This window comes from Allorhizobium undicola ORS 992 = ATCC 700741, assembly GCF_000621665.1.
GTDB classification, from domain to species: Bacteria; Pseudomonadota; Alphaproteobacteria; order Rhizobiales; family Rhizobiaceae; genus Allorhizobium; species Allorhizobium undicola.
The window spans coordinates 13,591-36,247 of record NZ_JHXQ01000002.1; the positions used below are offsets into that span (position 1 = coordinate 13,591).

26 protein-coding genes are annotated in these 22,657 nt (G+C 60.0%); 17 read left to right on the plus strand and 9 right to left on the minus strand.

Annotation, left to right across the window (positions count from 1 at the left end):
- The first annotated feature begins 169 nt into the window (after positions 1-169).
- On the plus strand, positions 170-1,366 hold the full coding sequence (locus tag T424_RS0102115) for a cystathionine beta-lyase (RefSeq protein WP_027486253.1): 1,197 nt from the start codon (positions 170-172) through the stop codon (positions 1,364-1,366).
- Positions 1,367-1,466: 100 nt separating this feature from the next.
- Here T424_RS0102115 and T424_RS0102120 read toward each other — a convergent pair whose 3' ends face one another.
- Together T424_RS0102120 and T424_RS0102125 are read right to left on the minus strand one after the other, a co-directional pair.
- Complete coding sequence (locus tag T424_RS0102120; protein ID WP_330217722.1) at positions 1,467-2,630, minus strand: FAD-dependent monooxygenase; 1,164 nt, start codon at positions 2,628-2,630, stop codon at positions 1,467-1,469.
- Between the two features lie 120 nt (positions 2,631-2,750).
- A complete protein-coding gene (locus tag T424_RS0102125; RefSeq protein WP_027486255.1) occupies positions 2,751-2,996 on the minus strand; it encodes a zinc-finger domain-containing protein in 246 nt (81 codons plus the stop codon).
- A 144-nt stretch (positions 2,997-3,140) separates the two neighbouring features.
- Between T424_RS0102125 and T424_RS0102130 the strand changes: the two genes are divergently transcribed.
- Positions 3,141-3,920 carry an alpha/beta fold hydrolase gene (locus tag T424_RS0102130; protein WP_027486256.1) on the plus strand — a complete coding sequence of 260 codons (780 nt, stop codon included), beginning with the start codon at positions 3,141-3,143 and terminating at the stop codon, positions 3,918-3,920.
- A gap of 18 nt (positions 3,921-3,938) precedes the next feature.
- Here T424_RS0102130 and T424_RS0102135 read toward each other — a convergent pair whose 3' ends face one another.
- Positions 3,939-4,739, minus strand: coding sequence for an enoyl-CoA hydratase-related protein (locus T424_RS0102135; RefSeq protein WP_027486257.1), 801 nt, complete (start codon positions 4,737-4,739; stop codon positions 3,939-3,941).
- 71 nt (positions 4,740-4,810) lie between these two features.
- Between T424_RS0102135 and cysE the strand changes: the two genes are divergently transcribed.
- From cysE to T424_RS0102180, 7 genes are all read left to right on the plus strand, one after another.
- Positions 4,811-5,635, plus strand: a complete 825-nt coding sequence (gene cysE / locus T424_RS0102140) for a serine O-acetyltransferase (RefSeq protein ID WP_027486258.1) — start codon at positions 4,811-4,813, stop codon at positions 5,633-5,635.
- 241 nt (positions 5,636-5,876) lie between these two features.
- A complete protein-coding gene (locus T424_RS0102145) occupies positions 5,877-6,080 on the plus strand; it encodes a DUF3126 family protein (RefSeq protein ID WP_027486259.1) in 204 nt (67 codons plus the stop codon).
- A 189-nt stretch (positions 6,081-6,269) separates the two neighbouring features.
- Positions 6,270-6,614, plus strand: coding sequence for a phasin family protein (locus tag T424_RS0102155; protein WP_027486260.1), 345 nt, complete (start codon positions 6,270-6,272; stop codon positions 6,612-6,614).
- A 505-nt stretch (positions 6,615-7,119) separates the two neighbouring features.
- Entirely contained in the window at positions 7,120-7,467 is a 348-nt protein-coding gene (gene clpS, locus T424_RS0102165; protein ID WP_027486262.1) for an ATP-dependent Clp protease adapter ClpS, read from the plus strand.
- Between the two features lie 10 nt (positions 7,468-7,477).
- Positions 7,478-10,000 carry an ATP-dependent Clp protease ATP-binding subunit ClpA gene (gene clpA, locus T424_RS0102170; RefSeq protein WP_027486263.1) on the plus strand — a complete coding sequence of 841 codons (2,523 nt, stop codon included), beginning with the start codon at positions 7,478-7,480 and terminating at the stop codon, positions 9,998-10,000.
- Between the two features lie 158 nt (positions 10,001-10,158).
- Entirely contained in the window at positions 10,159-10,905 is a 747-nt protein-coding gene (locus T424_RS0102175; protein ID WP_051558733.1) for an AzlC family ABC transporter permease, read from the plus strand.
- Positions 10,902-11,234 (plus strand): AzlD domain-containing protein, encoded by a 333-nt coding sequence (locus T424_RS0102180; RefSeq protein WP_027486265.1) that lies wholly within the window; start codon positions 10,902-10,904, stop codon positions 11,232-11,234. Before T424_RS0102175 ends, T424_RS0102180 begins: the two co-directional genes overlap by 4 nt.
- On the opposite strand, the gene T424_RS0102185 is transcribed toward T424_RS0102180, so the two are convergent.
- Positions 11,214-12,095: a LysR substrate-binding domain-containing protein gene (locus T424_RS0102185; protein WP_027486266.1), complete on the minus strand. Its 882-nt coding sequence runs from the start codon at positions 12,093-12,095 to the stop codon at positions 11,214-11,216. The two genes, T424_RS0102180 and T424_RS0102185, sit on opposite strands and share 21 nt — an antisense overlap.
- A 125-nt stretch (positions 12,096-12,220) precedes the next feature.
- On the opposite strand from T424_RS0102185, the gene T424_RS0102190 reads away from it, so the two are divergent.
- Positions 12,221-13,072: an urea carboxylase-associated family protein gene (locus tag T424_RS0102190; RefSeq protein WP_027486267.1), complete on the plus strand. Its 852-nt coding sequence runs from the start codon at positions 12,221-12,223 to the stop codon at positions 13,070-13,072.
- Positions 13,073-13,108: 36 nt separating this feature from the next.
- Here the strand turns inward: T424_RS0102190 and T424_RS0102195 are convergent, their stop codons facing one another.
- The 4 genes from T424_RS0102195 to T424_RS0102210 all read right to left on the minus strand — a co-directional run bounded on the left by T424_RS0102195 (position 13,109) and on the right by T424_RS0102210 (position 16,165).
- Positions 13,109-13,531: an HIT family protein gene (locus tag T424_RS0102195; protein WP_027486268.1), complete on the minus strand. Its 423-nt coding sequence runs from the start codon at positions 13,529-13,531 to the stop codon at positions 13,109-13,111.
- 174 nt (positions 13,532-13,705) lie between these two features.
- A complete protein-coding gene (locus T424_RS0102200; RefSeq protein ID WP_027486269.1) occupies positions 13,706-14,926 on the minus strand; it encodes a GNAT family N-acetyltransferase in 1,221 nt (406 codons plus the stop codon).
- 58 nt (positions 14,927-14,984) lie between these two features.
- On the minus strand, positions 14,985-15,701 hold the full coding sequence (locus T424_RS0102205; RefSeq protein ID WP_027486270.1) for a glycerophosphodiester phosphodiesterase: 717 nt from the start codon (positions 15,699-15,701) through the stop codon (positions 14,985-14,987).
- Complete coding sequence (locus tag T424_RS0102210) at positions 15,698-16,165, minus strand: RidA family protein (protein ID WP_027486271.1); 468 nt, start codon at positions 16,163-16,165, stop codon at positions 15,698-15,700. Before T424_RS0102210 ends, T424_RS0102205 begins: the two co-directional genes overlap by 4 nt.
- A gap of 176 nt (positions 16,166-16,341) precedes the next feature.
- On the opposite strand from T424_RS0102210, the gene T424_RS0102215 reads away from it, so the two are divergent.
- From T424_RS0102215 to frr, 5 genes are all read left to right on the plus strand, one after another.
- Positions 16,342-17,163, plus strand: a complete 822-nt coding sequence (locus tag T424_RS0102215; RefSeq protein WP_027486272.1) for a cell envelope integrity EipB family protein — start codon at positions 16,342-16,344, stop codon at positions 17,161-17,163.
- 174 nt (positions 17,164-17,337) lie between these two features.
- A complete protein-coding gene (rpsB, locus tag T424_RS0102220) occupies positions 17,338-18,105 on the plus strand; it encodes a 30S ribosomal protein S2 (protein WP_027486273.1) in 768 nt (255 codons plus the stop codon).
- A 242-nt stretch (positions 18,106-18,347) separates the two neighbouring features.
- Positions 18,348-19,274, plus strand: a complete 927-nt coding sequence (tsf, locus tag T424_RS0102230) for a translation elongation factor Ts (protein ID WP_027486274.1) — start codon at positions 18,348-18,350, stop codon at positions 19,272-19,274.
- A gap of 203 nt (positions 19,275-19,477) precedes the next feature.
- On the plus strand, positions 19,478-20,200 hold the full coding sequence (gene pyrH / locus T424_RS0102235) for a UMP kinase (RefSeq protein ID WP_027486275.1): 723 nt from the start codon (positions 19,478-19,480) through the stop codon (positions 20,198-20,200).
- A gap of 57 nt (positions 20,201-20,257) precedes the next feature.
- The gene (gene frr / locus T424_RS0102240; protein ID WP_027486276.1) at positions 20,258-20,818 is read left to right on the plus strand and encodes a ribosome recycling factor; all 561 of its coding nucleotides are present in this window, start codon (positions 20,258-20,260) and stop codon (positions 20,816-20,818) included.
- Positions 20,819-20,880: 62 nt separating this feature from the next.
- On the opposite strand, the gene T424_RS23130 is transcribed toward frr, so the two are convergent.
- On the minus strand, positions 20,881-21,006 hold the full coding sequence (locus T424_RS23130) for a hypothetical protein (RefSeq protein ID WP_269076418.1): 126 nt from the start codon (positions 21,004-21,006) through the stop codon (positions 20,881-20,883).
- On the opposite strand from T424_RS23130, the gene T424_RS0102250 reads away from it, so the two are divergent.
- Together T424_RS0102250 and T424_RS0102255 are read left to right on the plus strand one after the other, a co-directional pair.
- Positions 21,005-21,751 (plus strand): isoprenyl transferase, encoded by a 747-nt coding sequence (locus T424_RS0102250; protein WP_027486277.1) that lies wholly within the window; start codon positions 21,005-21,007, stop codon positions 21,749-21,751. The two genes, T424_RS23130 and T424_RS0102250, sit on opposite strands and share 2 nt — an antisense overlap.
- Positions 21,751-22,596: a phosphatidate cytidylyltransferase gene (locus tag T424_RS0102255; protein WP_027486278.1), complete on the plus strand. Its 846-nt coding sequence runs from the start codon at positions 21,751-21,753 to the stop codon at positions 22,594-22,596. Before T424_RS0102250 ends, T424_RS0102255 begins: the two co-directional genes overlap by 1 nt.
- The last annotated feature ends 61 nt before the right edge of the window (positions 22,597-22,657 follow it).

The following is a 22,657-nucleotide window of genomic DNA, read 5'->3' on the forward strand; positions in this document are numbered from 1 at the left end:
ATTTATTGGGCGTATTTTCTAATTTTAGACAGTGCGGTGACTAAAAAATCGTCAGAATAATGTCCTAAGACTCTGGTTCGGCTGTGAATTCCTGTTGCACTGCACGCTTGACCGCTGCGGTGCAAGAGGGCAGAACGGGGTGAATTTCACGAGGAACAAGGGCGCGGACATGAGTGAAAATGAAGATTGGCTGGCAAAGGCCGGCACGCAAACGCGGCTTTGCCATTCCGGTTACGATCCGGACAGTTTTCATGGTTTCGTCAATCCGCCAATCGTGCGCGCCTCCACGGTGCTCTTTCCCAATGCGCGCAGCATGGAGGCGCCGACCCAGAAATACACCTATGGCACGCGCGGAACGCCAACGACGAATGCGTTGTGCGCGGCAATCGACGATTTCGAAGGGTCGGCCGGGACGATTCTGTTGCCTTCCGGACTGGCTGCCGTCACGGTTGCGCTGCTTGCCTATGTTTCGCCCGGCGATCATGTGCTGATGGTCGATTCGGTCTACGAGCCCACGCGGCATTTCTGCAATACCATGCTGAAGCGCATGAAGGTGGAGGTCGAATATTTCGATCCAGCCATGGGCGAGGCGGTGGAAAGCCTGTTCAGGCCGAATACGCGGCTTGTGCATCTCGAAGCGCCCGGCTCGAATACCTTCGAGATGGTCGATGTTCCTCTTGTGGCGGAGATTGCGCACCGTCATGGTGCGATGGTGACAATGGACAACACCTGGGCGACGGCGCTTTACTTCAAGGCCCTCGATTTCGGGGTGGATGTTTCCATTCATGCCGTCACAAAATATCCCTCCGGTCATGCGGATGTGCTGATGGGCACGGTTTCGGCCAATGCCGCCCACTGGCGGCAATTGAAGGAGGCCAATGGCGCTCTTGGCCTCTGCGGTTCGCCGGAGGATTCCTACATGATCCTGCGGGGCTTGCGGTCCATGGGCGTGCGCATGGCGCATCACGATCGCAGCGCCCGCGCCGTCGCGGCCTGGCTGGAGACGCGCCCGGATGTCGCGCGCGTGCTGCATCCGGCTTTGGAAAGCTTTCCCGGCCATGCCATCTGGAAGCGTGATTTCAAGGGCGCCGGCGGCCTGTTCTCCTTCGTGCTGAAGGGCGGGGAGCCGGACGCAGACAAGACCCTGGGAAGCGCCTTCGTCGATGCGCTTCGCCTGTTCGGTCTCGGCTGGTCGTGGGGCGGATATGAAAGTCTGGCCGTTCTGGTCAATACCCAGGATCGCACGGTTTGTCAGGCGCCCGGCGGCGGCCCGGTAATCCGCTTGCAGATCGGTCTGGAGGACGTCGAGGACATCATTGCCGATCTCGAGCGCGGCTTTGCGGCGGTAAAGGCGCTCAGAGGTTGACATTCGACCGGGCGGCTGCGCCTCAACCGGGTATTCATGGACCTGTCCCGGAACGTGACGACGCGGAGCCTGCCCGGTTTCGCGTCCTTGTGTCTTTAACCTATCCCCTGAAGCGGTAGCCGTAGAGCCAGTTCAGGTCTTTGGCGAGACTGTCGGGCGAGCGTAGCGCCAGAACCATATCCCGGCCAAGCCTGAGCGGGCCTTTGGCGTGGTAGACCATGCGGTTCAGGGTGCCGCGATTGCGGACTTGCGCAATGCGCGCCTGCCTTGAGGCGGCAAAACGGGGCAGACCGGCTTGCTTGCCGTGGAGGTGCAACTGTTCGGCCAGTTCCATACCGTCCTCTATCGCCATTGCCGCGCCCTGGGCCGAAAACGGCATCATGGCGTGGGCGGCGTCGCCGATCAGCACAAGGTTGCTGTCATCGGTGTGCCAGCGGCCGATTCCCGCCTGGAACAACGGCCAGAATGTCGGGGAAGGCCGGTCCAGCAGCATGGAGAGAATGCCGGGATGCCAGCCTTTGAAGGCGCGCTCCAGCATGACCCTTTGCGTTGCATCCGAACGCGCCGCCCAGCTTTCGCCAGGATCCATGCCTGCGGAAATGGCGACGATGTTGAACAGCCGTGCCTCTGCCAGCGGGTAGACGACCAGATGGGCATGGGCGCCCGTATAGGCCGTGACCGATTGGCTATCGAGAAAACCGGGGGCGTCCTGCCAGGGAAGCGTCATGCGCCAGGCGACGTTTCCGGAAAAGGAAATATCCGGCGCACCGGCCACGAAATTACGCAATTTCGACCACACACCATCGGCGGCGACAAGTAGATCGGGGCGGCTGCCGGTGAGGCTGTCGCGCAGGATCTGTGCGTCGGGGCTTTCGATACGCTGGTCGAGAACGAGCGTGCAGAGGGGATTGTTTATCACGGCCTTGAGCAGCGCCTGCTGCAAGGTGGCGCGATGCAAGACCGCATAGGGCGCGCCCCATTCTTTGGCGGCGAAGCGGCGCACCGGCACGCTTGCCAGTTGGCGCAGGCTGTCGCCCGCACGCAGCAGCACATGTTCAGGCTCGAACCATCGCTGTTTCAGCGTTTCCAGAATGCCCAGTTCGTCCAGAATGCTCGTGACGTTGGGAGAAAGCTGCAAACCGGCGCCAACCTCTTCAAGCTGGGTGGCCTTTTCGAAGATGCGGGATGCCATGCCTCGCCGGGCAAGGCAAAGGGATGTCGTGAGGCCGGCAATACCGGCCCCGACGATGGCTATGGATTTCACGATAATGCCTCTTTGCTGCCGGAAGGGTCGCATAGTGCCAATGCACATGCCGCCTTCCGGCCTTCTGCGTGTCACGACTTGCGGGATGGGTGACACCCCGCGTTCGGCAGATGAGGAGCGTCAGGCCGCCTTGATGTGATAGACGCAACCGGCGGGAATTGTTTCCTGCGCCTTGAGCGCGCTGTTGTAACGGTACAGCGTGGAACAGTAGGAGCAGACCTTTTCGTTGTCATCGCCGAGATCGATGAAGATATGCGGATGATCGAAGGGCGCGGAAGCCCCAGTGCACATGAATTCCTTCACGCCGATTTCGATGGCCGGATGCCCGCCGTCGTTCTGGAAATGGGGAATGGAATGACCGGCCATGATCTTAACCTTACATTGTCTGCTGCCGTTGAAGTGCCCGGACATTAATCACATTTGACGCGAAAGTGTAGAGGCAATAGACAGGCGCGCACATACTTTCTCCGGGCCATGCGCGGTCCTGGCCGTTCGATGATGGATGATGTGATGAATCTGAATGCGCCCGCCTTTTCCTCCTTCCGCCATGACGGGCTGGAGCTTGCCTATTTCGACGATGGTGAGCCCTCCGGCAGTCCGGTGTTGCTGATCCACGGCTTTGCGTCCAGTGCCACGGTCAACTGGGTGCATCCGGGCTGGCTGAAGACGCTGGGCGATGCGGGCTACCGCGTCATAGGCATCGACAATCGCGGTCACGGCGCAAGCGACAAGCCGCGAGATCCGCAGGCCTATCATCCCGGCCAGATGGCGGAGGATGCGGCAGCGCTTCTGGATCATCTGGGCCTGCCGGATGCGCATGTCATGGGCTATTCCATGGGGGCGCGTATTTCCGCCTTTCTGGCGCTTGCCTATCCGCACCGGCTGAAATCACTGGTTCTCGGCGGCCTGGGCATCGGCATGTGCACCGGCGTTGGCGATTGGGATCCGATTGCCGAGGCCCTGCTTGCGCCATCGCTCGACGATGTCACCCATGAGCGCGGGCGCATGTTTCGCGCCTTTGCCGAGCAGACGAAGAGCGACCGGTTGGCGCTTGCGGCCTGTATCAGCACGTCGCGTGATCTGTTGACGCCCGAGCAGATGGCGCGGATCGATGTTCCGGCCCTTGTCGGCGTTGGCACCCGCGATGACATTGCGGGCTCGCCGCAGGAGCTGGCGGCGCTGATGCCGCAGGCGCAGGCAGTGGATATTCCCGGCCGCGACCACATGCTGGCCGTGGGGGACAGGGTGTTCAAGAAAGCGGTGCTGGAATTCTACGAAGCGCTGTCCTGATCCGCCTTTTTACGTGTTTCAGCCTCCCGTAAAGCGGGGCGGGCGCTTCTCGCGGAAGGCCGCGCGGCCTTCCCTGTAATCGCTGCTTTCGAACGTGGAGGCGCCCAGCACGGTTGCTTCCCGCAGCAAGCCGTCATCGCCGGATTCGGCCGCCAGCAGGGCAAGCTTTGCGGAGGCGACAGAAAGCGGTGCATTGGCGGAAATGGTCTGGGCCAGCAATAATGCCTGCGCTTCCAGCTCGCCGGGGGCAACGATCTCCGACAGAAAGCCGCAGGCCAGCATTTGCTCTGCCCGGAAAGCGGCGCCGGTAAAAAGGGCGCGTCGCACCATTTGCCGGCCCAGCCCCCGCAAAAGATCCTCCACCGCATCGGCGGGATAGGCGAGGCCGAGACGGGCGGCTGGAATGGCGAAAACCGCGGTGTCATCGGCAAGGCGCAGATCGGCGGCGGCGGCAAGGCCCATGGCCCCGCCGTAACATACGCCGCGTATGGCGGCGATGACCGGCATGTGCGCGTTGCGGATTGCGGCAAAGGCGGCGCTGTTTTGCGCCTCGTAAAGCCTTGCCTGACCCGCATCGGCGCGCACCACGTCGAATTCGGAAATGTCCGCACCGGCGCTGAAGTCGCGCTCGCCCGCCCCCATGAGGATCACGGCCCGGCTCGCCTGCTCGTGAAACCAGTCCATGGCGTCGGGAATGGCGCGCCACATGGCAAGGCTGAGCGCGTTCTTGCGCCGGTCATTGTCGATGATGAGGGCGCCGGTATCGTCCTGGATCGCCGCCTTGATTGCGCCATTGGCGAAAAGTCGCGCTTTTCTCATGCCTGCCCCCATCTGGTTTCGCGCCTCGATGATCTATATAATGCGTCCGACTTGTTAATCAGGAGACACCGATGGCCCTCATGAACGAACTGGCCCAGCGGGAGCATGTCAAGCAGATGGATCCGATTTGGGATAGCCTGCGCCATGAGGCGCGGCTGGCGGCTGAGCGCGACCCCGTTCTGGCGGCTTTTCTCTACTCGACGGTTCTCAACCATCGCTCGCTGGAAGAGAGTGTCATCTATCGCATCTGCGAGCGGCTGGACCATCCCGACGTGCAATCGGTGCTGCTCCGGCAGGCCTTTGCGGAGATGCTCGAGGACTGGCCGGAATGGGGCGTGATTTTGCGCGTCGATATTCAGGCCTATTACGACCGCGACCCGGCCTGCACGCGCTTCATGGATCCCGTTCTCTATTTCAAGGGGTTCCACGCCATCCAGACCCACCGCCTGGCCCATTGGCTGTGGGGCAAGGACCGGAAGGACTTTGCGCTTTACCTGCAAAGCCGCTCGTCCAGCGTTTTCCAGACCGACATCAACCCGGCGGCAATGATGGGACGCGGGATTTTTCTCGATCACGCCACCGGCCTCGTGGTGGGCGAAACGGCGCGTATCGGCGACAATGTCTCCATTCTCCATGGCGTGACGCTTGGCGGAACCGGCAAGGAGGGCGCCGACCGCCATCCGAAGATCGGCAATGGCGTGCTGATCGGCGCGGGAGCAAAGGTTCTGGGCAATATCGAGATCGGAACATGCAGCCGCATTGCCGCAGGTTCGGTGGTTCTCAAGCCGGTGCCGAGGGGCATGACGGTCGCAGGCGTTCCGGCAAAGATCGTGGGTGAGGCAGGCTGCGCGGAGCCATCGCGCAGCATGAACCAGTTCGTGCTGGAGGATGAATAGGCGGGCGGCAATCAACCGTCCCCGCCTTTTCATAGACCGTGGACGAAGGGCAAAAGAACTGCTGGAAAACAACCCCTTAGAAATACCAGGGGCGTTGCGGGGACATTTGCGGCGTTTTGCGGGTTTACACTTCCGCTGCCAGCATGGCACAAGCGGCGCATCGAACGGGGCTGGCGCTTTGTCAGGCCGCTTTCCATTGGCGGCTTCTGGCCGGACACACCTTCCAAGCATGGAGATTTTTGTGAAACCTGACGAAATCAAGAAGCTTGACGCCTATTTCAAGCGCATGTTCAACGCCAACATGGCCGTGAAGGCCCGTCCGCGCAAGGACGATTCCGCTGAGGTCTATCTCGGCGACGAATTCCTGGGGGTGGTCTTCAAGGACGATGAAGACGGCGATCTTTCCTACAATTTCTCCATGGCAATTCTGGATGGTGATCTGTAATCCTGGGTTGCGCTCGGAAAAATTTATTAAGATTTCTCTGAATGATGAGGCGGCCGGATACCGGGCCGCCTTTTTTCATGGGCTCAATTGCAACCATGAGAGGATTTTGCGCCGCACAAATTCGCTTGACCTTTATTTCGCTGATGCCATAAACTGCGCGCAGCCAAAGAGGAAAAAAGGAGTGTTGGCATGTTCAACTTCGAAGAAGCGAACAAGAAGGGGAAGGAAGCCGTGGATAGCATGGTGAAGAATTATTCCGAGGTCGCCAAGGGCTGGCAGGCAATCGCCGCCGAGGCTTCTGAATATTCGAAGAAGTCGTTTCAGGATCTCGCCTCGCATGTGGAAAGCCTGACGGGCGTGCGCAGTGTGGAAGCGGCAATGGAATTGCAGTTGAGCTTTGCCAAGAGCTCCTACGAATCCATGGTTGCCGAAGCCACCAAGATCGGTGAAATGTATGCGGATCTGGCCAAGACCGCTTATCGCCCTTTTGAGGCGCAGATGGCGAAATCGCCGGTTGCTTCCGCAGCCCTTTGATCTTCCGGCCTGACCGGAGAGGGTATCGGCAGATATGATGGTGAGTTTGGCGGCCGCTTCTGCGGCCGTTTTTATTTTCGCAGGCGCGCGCACCGCCGGTTTGTAGCAAGGGAACCGTGCAGGCAGGCTTTCCGCACATGTTTTTTCGCTCAGGATATAAAATTTGAAGCTTGCGCCTGTCCCGTGAAGGGGCAGGCGAAGCGCCCCGGCTGTGCCAAAAAAATCCTTTTCAGCCCTTCCTGAGGGAAGGCATTTCCATCTTTTACCGCTTTTTGAGCATTGCGGCGAACCGGCCCGGGTTTCAAGCGTTTCAAACCGGCGTCAAGGCGGTATTTCCCGGAGACTGTGTCATGGTGGAAAAAGCGATTTCACCTTAATTTCCTTCCCGGCACATTGCGATGGGCTTAAAATTCGCGGAAAATGGACTACTTTACATGGGAGAGGTCCAGTGACGGGGATTCGCCTTGTGAGAAGGCCAGCCTGGACCTCGGGAGAATGAGTGGAAATGATCGCAAGACCGATCGTCATGCAGAACCAGAATGGCGGAGAGACTCCGGGGCGGGGGACCTCTGTCATCACGCGCACCAAGCCCAAGACCAAAAAGCCCAATCTGTATCGCGTGCTGCTGTTGAACGACGATTACACGCCCATGGACTTCGTTATTCACATTCTTGAGCGGTTTTTCCAGAAGGACAGGGAAGCAGCAACCCGCATCATGCTGCATGTACACAACCACGGGGTAGGGGAATGCGGCGTCTTCACCTATGAAGTCGCCGAGACCAAGGTAAGCCAAGTCATGGACTTCGCACGGCAGCACGAACACCCGCTGCAATGCGTCATGGAAAAGAAATGAGGATCTGACCGTGCCAACATTTTCTCCCAGCCTCGAAAAGGCGCTTCATCAGGCACTCACCTATGCAAACGAGCGGCACCACGAATATGCCACGCTCGAACACCTGCTTCTGGCGTTGATCGATGACGCAGACGCGGCAGCCGTCATGGGCGCCTGCAATGTCAATCTCAACGCCCTGCGCAAGACCGTCAGCGATTACGTGGATAACGAGCTGGCCAATCTGGTGACGGGGTATGATGAGGATTCCAAGCCCACCTCCGGTTTCCAGCGCGTCATCCAGCGCGCCGTGATCCATGTGCAATCCTCCGGGCGTGAGGAAGTCACCGGCGCAAACGTGCTGGTGGCCATCTTTGCCGAACGTGAAAGTCATGCGGCCTATTTTCTCCAGGAACAGGAGATGACACGTTACGATGCCGTGAACTATATTTCTCACGGGATCGGCAAGCGGCCCGGTGCATCCCAGCCTCGTCCGCCGCGCGGCGCGGAGGAGGAGAGCGATGCAAAGCCCGCCCGCGAGCAGGAGGAAGGTGCCGCGAAAAAGCAGCAGGATGCGCTCAAGGCCTATTGCGTCAACCTTAACGACAAGGCCAGGAACGGCCGGATCGATCCGCTGATCGGCCGCCACGACGAGGTCAACAGAACCATTCAGGTTCTGTGCCGCCGCTCCAAGAACAATCCGCTTTACGTCGGCGATCCCGGCGTTGGCAAAACCGCGATTGCCGAAGGCCTTGCCAAGCGTATCGTCGAGGGCAAGGTGCCGGAAGCGCTGGCCAATGCCACCATTTTTTCGCTCGACATGGGCACGCTGCTGGCCGGTACGCGCTATCGCGGCGATTTCGAGGAGCGGCTGAAACAGGTGGTGAAGGAGCTTGAGGATTTTCCGGGCGCCGTGCTGTTCATCGACGAAATTCATACCGTCATCGGTGCTGGCGCCACGTCCGGCGGGGCGATGGATGCGTCGAACCTGTTGAAGCCCGCGCTTTCTTCGGGCGCCATTCGCTGCATCGGCTCGACCACCTATAAGGAATATCGCCAGTTCTTCGAAAAGGACCGGGCGCTGGTACGCCGTTTCCAGAAAATCGACGTCAACGAGCCGTCCATCGATGACGCCATCGAGATCATGAAGGGCCTTAAGCCCTATTTCGAGGATTATCACAAGCTCAAATACACCAATGAGGCCATCAAGAGCGCCGTGGAGCTTTCGGCCCGCTACATCAGCGACCGCAAGCTGCCGGACAAGGCTATCGACGTGATCGATGAAACGGGTGCCGCGCAAATGCTGCTGCCCGCCTCACGCCGCCGCAAGCTGATCACCGAAAAGGAGATCGAGGCAACGATTGCCACCATGGCCCGCATTCCGCCGAAGACGGTTTCCAAGGATGACGAGATGGTTCTCGCCAATCTGGAAAAGGAGCTTCGCTCTGTCGTCTATGGTCAGGACAAGGCCATCGAGGCGCTCGCCACCGCCATCAAGCTGGCGCGGGCGGGCCTGCGCGAGCCCAACAAGCCGATAGGCTCCTATGTATTTTCCGGCCCCACAGGCGTGGGCAAGACCGAAGTGGCAAAACAGCTTGCCGCCTCTCTCGGGGTTGAGCTTCTGCGCTTCGACATGTCGGAATATATGGAGCGTCATACGGTATCGCGTCTTCTGGGCGCGCCTCCCGGTTATGTCGGCTTCGATCAGGGCGGCCTGTTGACCGATCAGGTCGATCAGCATCCGCATTCCGTGGTGCTGCTGGACGAAATCGAAAAGGCCCATCCGGACATCTACAACATCCTGTTGCAGGTCATGGATCATGGTTCGCTGACCGATCATAACGGCAAGAAGATCGATTTCCGCAACATCATCCTCATCATGACGACCAATGCGGGCGCTTCCGAAATGGCCAAGGCTGCAATCGGCTTCGGTTCTTCCAAGCGCAGCGGCGAGGATGAAGAGGCGATCAACCGCTTGTTCACCCCGGAATTCCGCAACCGTCTGGATGCGATCATTCCCTTCGCGCCGCTGCCGACCGAGGTGATCCATCAGGTGGTGCAGAAGTTCGTGATGCAGCTGGAAGCCCAGCTTTCGGAGCGTGGCGTTACCTTCGATCTGGCGCCGGAAGCGGTCGCATGGCTCGCCACGCGCGGCTATGACGAGAAAATGGGGGCGCGCCCGCTTGGCCGTGTCATTCAGGAATATATCAAGAAGCCGTTGGCAAACGAGATCCTGTTCGGCAAGCTCAAGAAGGGTGGTGTCGTCAAGGTCTCTACCGAAATGAAGGACGGCGTGGAAGAGCTTGCACTGGAAGCCATTTCCGAACAGGCGCCGGTGCAGCCCAGGCCGGAGGCCGAAGTGGTCGCGGAGGCGGGCGGAACGGACGGTGACGTATTGACCAAGCCCGTCAAGGCGAACAAGGCCAAGGCGTCCGAGGCTAAGGCGACCGAGGCCAAGAGCCCGGAGCCAACGCCAGACGCCACCCCGATGGCTGGGGAGGATGGAGCGAAGGCCTCCCGCAAATCGGCCGTGCCGAAAGTGCCAAAGAAGAAGTAAGGTTCTCTCGATAAGGATGCCGGGCATTACTTGCCCGGCATTTTTCGTGAAGGCAGCCTTGCAATTTACGGCCGAGACATTCGCACGCCGTTGATATAGTGAAGGAGGCGCGCGTCCACGCGGGACGGTCAACAGCCCTCTCTCAGGTGCAATGCTTCATGACACTGCAACAGCCAGCCCTCTCGCAATCCCATTGGTTCTTCATGGGTGTGCGGGGTCTGTTCAGTCTGCCAGCGCTTATCCTGATGGTGTCATTCGTTGGCTTCAGCGCCTTTGCGCTGGAATCGGGCGTGAGTCGTGAACAGGCCATGTTCATGACCGCGATTGTCTGGGCGCTGCCCGCCAAGCTCATCCTGATTGGCATGATGTCGAGCGGCGCCAATCTGCTGGCCTGTTTTGCCGCTGTCTGCCTTTCCTCTATCCGCATGATGCCCATGGTGGCCTCGCTGGTGCCGGAAATGCGGGGGCGCAGGACGCCGACCTGGCTTTTGCTGTTTCTCTCGCATTTCGTGGCCATTACCGCCTGGGTTTACGCCATGGGCAATCTCAAGACGGTGCCGAGGGAAGGGCGGGTGGCGTTCTTTGCCGGTTTCAGCCTGACGTTGGTGGCGATCAACACCATGCTGGTCGGCCTTTGCTACGGTCTGGTTTCGGCCTTTCCGCCGTTGGTGGCTGCCACGCTGTTTTTCCTCACGCCGATTTATTTCGTGGTTTCCATCTGGGCCACGGCGCAGCATTCCGTGGTGAAGGTGGCCTTTGTCATTGGCATTGTCAGCGGTCCGCTGCTGGCGCTTCTGGCGCCCGGCTTCGACATTCTGATTGCCGGGCTTGGCGGCGGAACGCTGGCCTATCTGGTGGATCGGCATTTCATTCGCGCCCGCAAACCGAAGAGGGTGGACACATGAACGGCGAAATCTGGACCTATGTCGTCATCATCGTTGCAGGGTGGCTGGCCACGGATATGTGGCGCTGGCTGGGCGTGCTTGCGGGAAACCGGCTTCGCGATGATTCGGAGGCGTTGCATTGGGTGCGGGCGGTCGCCACCGCCCTCGTCATGGCGGTTACGGCAAAGCTTATCGTTTTTCCCACCGGTGAACTTGGCGGCTCGCCGCTCTGGCTTCGGCTTGCGGCCACGGGGCTTGGTTTCCTGGCCTTTCTGCTGGCGGGCAAGAAGGTGATTGTTGGCGTGGTCGTTTCGCTGGCAACGCTTGCCTCAGGCCTTGCCCTGTTGTGAGGCCGCGGCTTCCGCAATCAGCCAGCCTTGCATGAGGCGGGCTGCAGCCGATGGCTTTTGCCGCGCGACCAGCCAGTAGCCCTGATCCTGATCGCTGCCCTCGTCGAAAAGCAGCACCAGCCTGCCTTCCTCCACATCCCTGCGAATCAGCGCAAGTGGGCAGAGCCCCGCACCAAGCCCCGCCAGCAGCGAACTGCGCAACAGGTTGAAATCCGCAAAGATCGGCCCCTCCTGCGGCTTGGCCTCTATGGCAAGCTTTGCAAACCAGCGCCCCCAGCTTGCCGGGGATTTGTCGTGCAGGAGCGGAACGGTGAGAAGGTCGCCGGGACGTTCGAACGGGCCATGCGCTGATATAAAGTCCGGCGAGGCGGCGGGGCGCGTTTCGCCACTGACGATCAGCGCCGCGTCGGCGGCAGGCTGGCGCCCGTGGCAGATGATAAGATCGGTGCCGGCCTGTTCGGCGCTTTGCGCATCGGGGGCGTAGCTGATCGACACATGCAGGCCGGGGTGTTGTCTGTGAAAATCGGGTAGCCGCTCTCCCAGCCAGTGATTGACCACCGAGGGCAGGCAGGAGAGCGAGACATGGCGGTTTCGGCCGGGTTTTCGAAGCCGTTCGGCTGCCGTGGCAATCAGGCCAAGACCCGCGGAAACCTCTGCGCCAAAAGCGCGGCCCTCTTTGGTGAGCGCCACACCGCGCGCCTTGCGGGCAAACAGCTTTTCGCCCAGCCAGTCTTCGAGTGCCCGCACATGCTGGCTGACGGCTGCGGGCGTGGTGCCAAGCTCCTCGGCGGCACGGGCAAAGCTTTCCAGTCGGGCAGCCGCTTCAAAAGCCCGGATTGCGGCGAGGGGAGGAAGTTTCATGGCCTGCATCTGCCCGCAGGCTAAGCCAGACTTAGGCTGACCGCAAGCAGAAGCTCTCTTGTTCTTGCCCGGAATATGCGGAAATTGGTGGCAAGTTTTCTGCTCAACTCTATCGGGAGTTTTCCATGACCGTCATTGCCTCCGCGCCTGCCGATGCAGATCAGCGCCGTTCCGTAAAGCCGGTGCTGGTCTACCCCAATGGCAGCCTGACACCACCAGACCTCTCCTTGCTTGCCGAAGCCAGAAAGGGCATGGAAAAGATCGATGAAGTGATCGTTCCACCGCGCGATGGACGCTGCTTTTCCGTGCCCAAAGGGCATTTTTTCCGTATCGTTAGCATTGAGGGGCCGCAGGTGGGCGATCTCAACCTGTGGAACGCCCACGACCTGAACGAGCGCTTTTTCAGCGGCAAGACGCGGGCGCTGCACGCCACGCATCTTTCGGTCGGGCATCGGCTATGGAGCAATATGCCCTCGCTGCGCCCGATGGCGACGATAACCGCCGATACGCTTTCCTGGTATGGTGTCGATGACGATGGTGGCAGCGTGCACGATGTTATCGGCACCCGCTGCGACCCCTATACCAACAAGCTGCTGACCGGCGGCGATTATCACCATTGCTGCCATTCCAACCTGTGCAATGCCTTGTCGAGCGCAAAGGGTCTTGGCTTTCGCGAAGCCGAACCGCATGTGCATGATGTGCTGAATGTCTTCATGTGTACCGGCTTCACCCGCGATACACACCAGTATTTCATGAAGGCAAGCCCGGTGCGGCCGGGCGATTATCTGGAATTTTTCGCGGAAATCGATCTTCTCGGTGGCCTCTCCGCCTGCCCGGGCGGCGATTGCAGCACCTCGCATTCCAGCGATGCGGCGGCTTGCCATCCCTTGAAGGTGGAAATTTTCCGACCGGATAGGGCGGTGTTGAAGGACTGGCCGTTTCCGGAACGAAACGCTTACATGCCGGTTGAAGCTTGAGAAGAAGGGGGCGGTCACACCCCCTTTTATACGCACTCAAAGGCAGGCTTTGATCTTTTCGGCGTTGGCCTTCAGCACCTCGATGTCTTCCATGCCGCCGCTATGCGGCTTCAGCGGCTGGCCGTCATGGCGGGGAATGACGTGGAAATGCAGGTGAAATACGGTTTGCCCTGCCGCCGGTTCGTTGAATTGCGCCACGTAGATCCCATCAGCTTCGAAGGCCTCCTTTGCGGCCAAGGCAAGCTTCTGCACCACGGGCATCAGCTTTGCCAGCACGGCGGGATCGGCATCCAGCAGATTGCGTGAACCCTGCCGGGGAATGACCAGCAGATGACCCGGCGCCTGCGGCATGACATCCATGAAGGCCACCACGTCCGCATCCTCGTATAGCTTCACGGACGGAATTTCGCCCTTGAGAATCCTGGCGAAAATATTGTTCGGATCGTAGGTCGCGGACATGTAGAACTCCTTTTCGTGTCGGTTGGCACGATCCTGCTTTTGCAGCCGGATCCTGTACCCGTATCCATTCCGGGGCGCGAAGACGTTTACGCGACCCTGCTCTCATGGCGTTTCGAATATCCCAAGCCTGTCAGGTGTTTGAGTTATTCGAAATACCATGGCCAGAGTCAGTTTTCATGACTCATGATCCTGTTCCTTATTCTGAAGCTCACCCTTGCGAAAGGGCGTATGTTGCTCGAGATAATCGCCCATGCGCTCCACATCCTCGCGTTCACGGGCCAGATAATCGGCAATGGCGCGTCTCAGCCCCGGATGAGTGATGAAATGGGCGGAATGGGTGGTGACGGGCTCATAGCCGCGTGCAAGCTTATGCTCGCCCTGTGCTCCGGCCTCCACCTTTTTGAGCCCCTTTTCCAGCGCAAAATCAATGGCCTGATGATAGCAGACCTCGAAATGCAGAAAGGGATGATCTTCGATGCAGCCCCAATGCCGCCCGAATAGTGTATCCCCACCAATGAAATTGATGGCGCCCGCCACATAGCGGCCATTGCGTTTGGCCATCACCAGCAGAATGTCATCGCCCATGCGCTCGCCGATCAGCGAATAAAAGCTGCGGGTGAGGTAGGGTCGCCCCCATTTGCGGCTGCCGGTATCCATGTAAAAGCCGAAGAACTGGTCCCAGATGTCTTCCGTCAGATCCTTGCCGGTCAGCCAGTCGATGGAAATGCCGTTTTCCAACGCGGCCCGGCGCTCCTTGCGCAGGTTTTTGCGTTTGGAAGAGGAAAGCTCGGCGAGAAAGGCCTCGTGATTGGCGTAGCCGCGATTGATGAAGTGAAATTGCTGATCGGTCCGATGCAGAAAATCGGCATCTTCGAAGCTCGCAAGTTCAGCCTCAGGCAGGAAGGTGACATGGGCGGAGGAGACGCCCAGCTGGCGCGCCACCTCTGCAAGCCCGTCCGCCAATGCCGCGCGGGCGCCGGCTGGATCGATGTCCGGCGCGATCATCAGCCGTGGGCCGGTGGCGGGTGTGAAGGGAATGCTGGCCTGAAGCTTGGGATAATAACGCCCGCCCGCCCGTTCCAGCGCATCGGCCCAGCCGTGGTCGAAGACATATTCGCCCTGGCTATGGCTCTTGAGATAGCAGGGAATGGCGCCCAGCAAGCCGCCTGCCTCGTCTTCCATCAGGATGTGATGGCCAAGCCAGCCGGTCTTTGCCGTCGCAGAGCCGGATTGCTCAAGGCTGCTCAGAAACGCATAGGTGTTGAAAGGGTTGTAAATGCCATTTGCATGGGTTCTGGGCCCATGGGCTCTGGCAGCGCCGGAAAGCCTGTTCCATCCGGCGCTGTCGATGTCGGAGAAGGATTTTGCGACCCGGATGGTAATCTCTTGCCGCATAGCTTTCGCCTTTCACGCCATGTTTGGAGCACAGGAAGGCCGTTTGACGTTCCGGTCTTCAAACGCTGCGCGGATCGAATCCTTCGAATGTCATCTGGTCCGCATGAGTATAGGTATGGCGCATCGCGTTTTCATCCCTGACCGTCCAGGTAATCACCGGAATGTTTTTGCGGCGCTGCGCCTCGATGAAGCTGTTGGGCAGATCGGCCACGCTGTAGGAAATGAAGTCCAGCCCCAGCTGCATCGCCTCGTCATGGGCAAAGAAGCTTTCAGGATCGGCGCCTTCGGCCGTCAGGCCCACGGGATAGGGGCAATTGGCGGCTTTCAGAGCCTTGAGCAGGTGGTGATCGAAGCTCATCAGCGCCACCTTGCCCTGATAGCCGGACAGCACCTCCAGCACATCCTCGGCAAAGCCTTCGTCATCGCCTTCGCGGCCCTTCAGCTCGATCACCAGCGGCACCTGTCCCTTGACCGTCAGGAGAAGGTCCTTCAGCGTCGGCACCCTGTCGGCGGTGCCGCCAATGGCCATCATCTTCAATTCGCCGGAGGTGCGTGTTCTGACATCGCCGGGAATGCCGCAAAGCCGCGCCATGTCGTCGTCATGAAAAACCACCGGCACGCTGTCGGAGGCATATTGCAGGTCGCATTCGATGGCGTAACCGGCTTCTATCGCCCGGCGGGCGGCGGAGAGCGTGTTTTCCCAAACGGTCTTGTTCTGGTCGTGCAGGCCGCGATGGGCGACCGGCACGTCCTTGATCCAGCCTGCATCGCTCACAGGGCAATTTCCATGATGGCGTCGATTTCAACGGCGGCGTTGAGGGGCAGGGCGGCCATGCCAACGGCGGCGCGGGCGTGCTTGCCGGCATCGCCCAGCACGTTGGCGATGAGGTTTGACGCGCCGTTGATGACGAGATGCTGCTCCACGAAGCCGGGCGCTGACGCCACGAAGCCGTTGAGCTTGATGACGCGCACGATCCGCGACAGATCGCCAAGGGCGGCCTTTGCCTGGGCAAGAATGTTGATGGCGCAAAGCTCGGCGGCGCGCTCCGCCCCCTTCACGTCCACATCCTTTCCGACAAGGCCGGTTACGGCGAGCGTGCCGTTTTCCATCGGCAACTGGCCGGAGAGGTAAAGCAGATTGCCGCTGATGACGTAAGGCACGTAATTGGCGGCGGGGGCTGCGGCCTGCGGCAGGGAGATGCCAAGGGCTTCAAGACGGCTGTCGATGGTGTCGGACATGTTCTTTCCCGAATTGCATTCCAGAGGAATCGTGGTGATAACTTGAAGATGAAGCGGAACCGCCTCGCTTTTGCCGGATGAAGATTTATATCTTTGCTTCGTCAGGATTTCCGGATGGCAAAACTGATATTCCATCTTCGGGCCGAATAACAGCGTCGTATGACAGGAGAATGTGAATGCCGCAGGCAACCCTGGCCCTCATGCTTGCAATGGCAGGCAGTGTCGCGGCAACCCCGGTCAGCGTCGATCCGCAGGCGGGGGCAGAGCTTCAGCCGCATCGGGCCACCTACGACATCACGTTGAAGCGGGCCTCCGACCAGTCCGGCGTCGATGGCATGAGCGGGCGCATGGTCTATGAATTCAACGGTTCTGCCTGCAATGGCTACACCACCAATTTCCGATTCGTGACGAAGATCGAGACGGGCGATAACGTTTCGGTGACAGACCAGCAGGTCACGACCTTCGAGGACCCGGCTGCAAAGCGATTCGATTTCGAGAGCAAATCCTACACCGACGACAAGATGGACAAGGACGTCAAAGGTGCCGCCAACCGCAAGGAAGATGGTGTGCGGGTGGAAATACGCCAGCCGCAGCGCAAGGAGATAGAGCTTGCCAGCGCGCGTTTTCCCGCCCAGCATATGCTGGAAATCCTGACCATGGCGCATAAGGGCGACAGGTTTCTGGAGGCGCGCGTCTTCGACGGCACGGAGGATGGCGACAAATCCTATCTGACGACGACCGTTGTCGGAAAGGCCATGAAAAATGCCGCAGACCGCAGCGATCCCCTGAAGGGTTCGACCTACTGGCCGGTATCCATCGCCTATTTCGATGAGGAGGGGAGCAATGGCGATCAGCTTCCCGTCTATACCCAGTCCTTCAATCTGTTCGAAAACGGTGTAACGCGGGATCTGACACTGGATTATGGCGACGTGGTGCTGACCGGCAAGCTTTCGAAGCTGGAAATGCTGGACAAAGCGGCCTGCCAGCCGCCGAAATAAGCTTATTTGCTTCATAAGCCTTGATTTGCTGCCGGTTTGCCTATAAGGCGACCGGCATTCCACACGTGGAGCTTGGGATTGTGCGGGAGAAATCCGCAAAATTCCGCCCGGTGGCATTTCTTGCGAAATGCTGTTCGCTTCACGGGGGTTGAACCGGAAAAAGGAGACAAAGGCATGGCATTGCCTGATTTTACCATGCGTCAGCTTCTCGAAGCTGGTGTACACTTCGGCCACCAGACGCATCGCTGGAACCCGAAGATGAAGCCGTATATCTTCGGCGATCGTAACAACATCCACATCATCGACCTGGCCCAGACGGTTCCCATGCTGTCGCGCGCCCTTCAGGTCGTATCCGACACCGTTGCCCGTGGTGGCCGCGTGCTGTTCGTCGGCACCAAGCGTCAGGCTTCCGACCTGATCGCCGACGCTGCCAAGCGTTCTGCCCAGTACTACGTCAACTCCCGCTGGCTCGGCGGCATGATGACCAACTGGAAGACCATTTCCAACTCCATCCAGCGCCTGCGCAAGCTGGACGAAATCCTCAACTCGGAAGCCCAGGGCTATTCCAAGAAGGAGCGTCTGAACCTTGAGCGCGAGCGCGAGAAGCTGGAAAAGGCTCTCGGCGGTATCCGCGACATGGGCGGCGTTCCGGACCTGATGGTGATCGTTGACACCAACAAGGAAAAGATCGCTATCGATGAAGCCAAGCGTCTGGGCATCCCGGTCGTCGCCATCATCGACTCCAACTGCGATCCGGACCTGATCGACTTCCCGATCCCCGGCAACGACGACGCCTCGCGCGCCATCGCCCTCTACTGCGACCTGATCTCGCGCGCTGCCATCGACGGCATCGCCCGCCAGCAGGGCGCTTCGGGCCGCGACATCGGCGCTTCCTCCGAAGCTCCGATCGAGCCGGCTCTCGAAGGCGCTGCCGAAGCTTGATCGATGGGACGGTGACGGAAAGCATGGCTTTCCGTCCTGTCTGTTGTTTTCGGGCCGCCGGGCAGCAATTGCTGTTTGGCGGCTTGCTCCTTTCAGGAAGCCCATGGTTTCCCAAGGTTTTTCACGGCGCGATCGAAGTCTTCATCACGCTGTAACAGTTTCGGGTACAGTCGTGCCCAGCCTGGGCGCCGGTTGCGTTTTCGCGATTCGGACGCGCCCCATGAACGCAAAAGAGGCAAACAATGAGCGAAATCACAGCAGCAATGGTGAAGGAACTGCGCGAAAAGACCGGCGCAGGCATGATGGATTGCAAGAAGGCTCTCGCAGAGACCGCTGGCGACATGGAAGCCGCCATCGACTGGCTGCGCGCCAAGGGCATTGCCAAGGCCGACAAGAAGTCCGGCCGCACCGCCGCTGAAGGCCTCATCGGCGTTGCCAGCTCCGGCACCACCGCTGTCGTCGTCGAAGTCAACTCCGAAACCGACTTCGTTGCCCGTAACGACGCCTTCCAGGACCTCGTTCGCGGCATTGCCTCGGTTGCCCTTTCCACCGAAGGTTCCGTCGAATCCATCGGCGCCGCCAACTATCCGGCAACCGGCAAGACCGTGACCGACAGCATCAAGGACGCAATCGCCACCATCGGCGAAAACATGACGCTGCGTCGCGCTGCCCAGCTTTCCGTAGAAGATGGCGTTGTTGCCACCTATGTTCACAATGCCGTGGCCGATGGCCTTGGCAAGCTCGGCGTTCTCGTTGCGCTGAAGTCCACCGGCAACAAGGACGCGCTGGCTGCCATTGGCCGTCAGGTCGCCATGCACATCGCCGCCACCAACCCGCTGGCCGTTCGCTCTGAAGAAGTCGATGCCGCCGTCGCTGAACGCGAGCGTAACGTCTTCATCGAACAGTCCCGCGCTTCCGGCAAGCCGGACAACATCATCGAAAAGATGGTGGAAGGCCGTATGCGCAAGTTCTTCGAAGAAGTTGCGCTTCTGTCGCAGGCTTTCGTCATCAATCCCGATCTGACCGTTGCAGCCGCCATCAAGGAAGCTGAAAAGGAAGTCGGTGCGCCGATCGAAGTCACCGGCATGGCTCGCCTGCTGCTGGGCGAAGGCATCGAAAAGGAAGAAACCGACTTCGCAGCCGAAGTCGCGGCAGCCGCCAAGGGCTGATCGTATCTTCCTGACGTTGCTAATACGGGAAAACTTTGGGCATCGCGTGACAACGCGGTGCCCTTCGTGTATCCGGCTTTGAGTTGGGTGGGTTTGCGGCGCGCCTTCCCACACGATCTTGTCGCGCCCCCCGTGTTTTTTACCGCTCTGGCGCCGCGCAGCCATTCGCTTGCGAGGCCATTGAAGACGCATCAGGAGAAACCATGACCTCCAAACCCCTTTACAAGCGTGTTTTGTTGAAAGCCTCTGGCGAAGCCTTGATGGGCAGCCAGGGCTTCGGGATTGACGTGGCCGTGGCAGACCGCATCGCAGGCGATATTGCCGAGGCCCGCAGCATGGGCGTGGAAGTGGGTGTCGTGGTCGGCGGCGGAAATATTTTCCGTGGCGTGGCCGTGGCCTCCAAGGGCGGCGACCGCGTGACCGGCGACCATATGGGAATGCTCGCCACCGTCATCAACGCGCTGGCGCTCGCCACCTCGCTGCGCAAGCTCGAGATCGATACCGTCGTTCTGTCGGCGATTGCCATGCCGGAAATCTGTGAAAGTTTTTCCCAGCGCGCCGCCATTCACCATCTGGCGCAGGGCCGTGTGGTGATTTTCGCGGGCGGCACGGGCAACCCGTTCTTCACCACTGATTCGGCCGCGGCTCTGCGGGCGGCAGAAATCGGCGCGGAAGCCATCTTCAAGGGAACGCAGGTGGACGGCATCTATTCCGCCGATCCCAAGAAGGACCCGACCGCAACGCGCTTCGATACGTTGTCCCATGCGGCGGTTCTGGAAAAGGGCCTGGCGGTCATGGATGTTGCCGCCGTGGCGCTGGCGCGGGAAAACCATATTCCGATCATCGTCTTTTCCATTCATGAAAAGGGCGGTTTCGGCCAGATCCTGACGGGTGGCGGCTTGAAGACGGTGGTCAGCGACGATTGACTCCAGGGCATTTGATGGTTTCAAAGCCCATATCTGAACAGCATACGGAGAAGTGACATGTCTGATGGTATCGACCTTGGCGCTCTGAAGCGCCGTATGGAAGGCGCTGTGACCGCATTCAAGAGCGATATTGCCTCGCTGCGCACGGGCCGCGCCTCTGCGAACATTCTCGATCCGGTCATGGTCGAGGCCTATGGCTCGCGCGTGGCGCTCAACACGGTGGCCAATATCACCGTGCCCGAGCCGCGTATGCTGGGCGTTTCCATCTGGGACAAATCCATGGTGGGGGCGGTGGATCGCGCCATTCGCGAATCCAATCTCGGCCTCAATCCGATCGTCGATGGCCAGAACCTGCGCATTCCGCTGCCGGAACTGAACGAAGAGCGCCGCAAGTCGCTGGTCAAGGTGGCGCATGGCTATTCCGAAAATGCCAAGGTGGCGGTGCGCAACGTGCGCCGCGATGGCATGGATGCCCTGAAAAAGGCTGAAAAGGACGGCGACATCGGCAAGGACGATGCCCGCTCGCAGTCGGAAAAGGTGCAAAAGATGACAGATGATACGATTTCCGAGATCGACCGCTTGCTCGTCGATAAGGAAAAGGAAATCATGCAGGTCTGAAAACGCCCTGCCGGTGGCGTAAAGGCGGTGGTTCTGGTTGCTTATGGGCACTTGCGCCGCTTTCATGCCACCTTTGCATCGCCCTGAAGCCGGCGGGAGGCCCCCATGCTGCCGGCAAATTCCGGCGGTTCATCGGGCGCGTTGCCAGACGCCGGCTTGATGTAGCGCCCTCGAACAGGATCTGTCATGACGATAGCCGAGTTGAGCAACGTCCCCAAGCATGTCGCCATCATCATGGACGGCAATGGCCGCTGGGCCAATGAACGCGGCCAGCCGCGCTCCTTTGGCCACAAGCAGGGCGTGGAGGCGGTGCGCACCGTGGTGCGGGCTGCGGGCGAGGTCGGCGTGAAATATCTGACCCTGTTTGCCTTTTCCTCAGAAAACTGGCGCCGGCCAGAGGCGGAGATCCAGGATCTCTTCGGCTTGCTGAAATTCTTCATCCGCCGCGATCTGGCCGAACTTCATGCGTCCAATGTCTGTATCAAGGTCATCGGCGACCGGTACAGGCTGGCATCGGATATTCTCAATCTTCTTCTCGAGGCCGAGGAAACGACCCGCAACAATGGCGGGCTGGTGCTGGTCATCGCCTTCAATTACGGCGCGCGCGATGAACTGGCCCGCGCGGTCCAGGCGATTGCCCGTGATGTTGAGGCAGGAAGGCTGGAGCCCGGCGCCGTGACGCCTGAGATGATTTCGCAGCGCCTGGATACGGCCGGAATACCCGATCCCGATGTGATCATCCGCACGAGCGGCGAGGAGCGTCTGTCCAATTTCCTGCTCTGGCAATCTGCTTATTCCGAATTGATGTTCGTGCCGGAATACTGGCCGGACTTCGGCCGGGAGCAGTTTTTCGAGGCAATCGCCCGATATGGCAACCGGGTCCGCCGTTTCGGTGCGGTCACGCCCCCGGCTGTTGCGGGGTCGCAGGCGTGATGTCCCGCGAGCTCAGCCTGCGAATCCGTTCGGGCATCGTCATGATTGCCGTCGCGCTGGTTTGCACATGGTATGGCGGCCTGCTCTTTCGTCTGCTGGCGGCGGTCATCGGGCTTGGCGTGTTCTGGGAATGGGCGCGCATGACGCGCCTTGGCGAGCGAACCATTCGCGGATTGGCGGTTGGCTGGGCGGCAGTGGCGGCTGTCGCAGCCAATGTGGTTTTCGGCGATCCGGGCTTCAGTCTGCCGTTGCTGGCCGGTTTTCTTGTGACGCTTGTGCTCATGGCGGCCCTGCGCCGCTGGCCGTGGTGGCTGCCGGGCGGCGTGCTTTATGCTGGTTTCGGCATCGTGGCCCTTGCCGGCATCCGCGACGACGATGCGCTGGGCTTTGTCGCCATGCTTTTTCTGTTCGTAACGGTCTGGGCCACCGATATTCTTGCCTATTTCGTTGGCCGCACGCTGAAGGGGCCAAAGCTTGCACCGCGCATTTCGCCCGGAAAAACGTGGTCTGGGGCAATTGGCGGCACGCTGGCTGGCGTGGCGGGTGGCTCTCTGGTGGTGCTCTCCTATTTTTCGCTGGGCGGCTGGCGGATTCCGCTGATCGCGCTGGTGCTGTCTGTTGCAAGCCAGGTGGGGGACCTGTTCGAAAGCTTCATCAAGCGCCGGTTTGGCGTCAAGGATTCGAGCCATCTCATTCCCGGCCATGGCGGCGTCATGGACCGTGTTGACGGACTGGTATCGGCAAGCTTCGCGGCATTTGCAATTGCTATGGCTCTTGCGGCTATCCAGCACGGCGCAACCGATTCTGTCGGCTTTCTGCTGTTCGATCTGGCTGGACGGTCGTAAGTCTGCTAAGGACGAATGAGTAAAGGCCCGGTTGCGGGTTTGGCTTGCCGCTTGCCCCCTG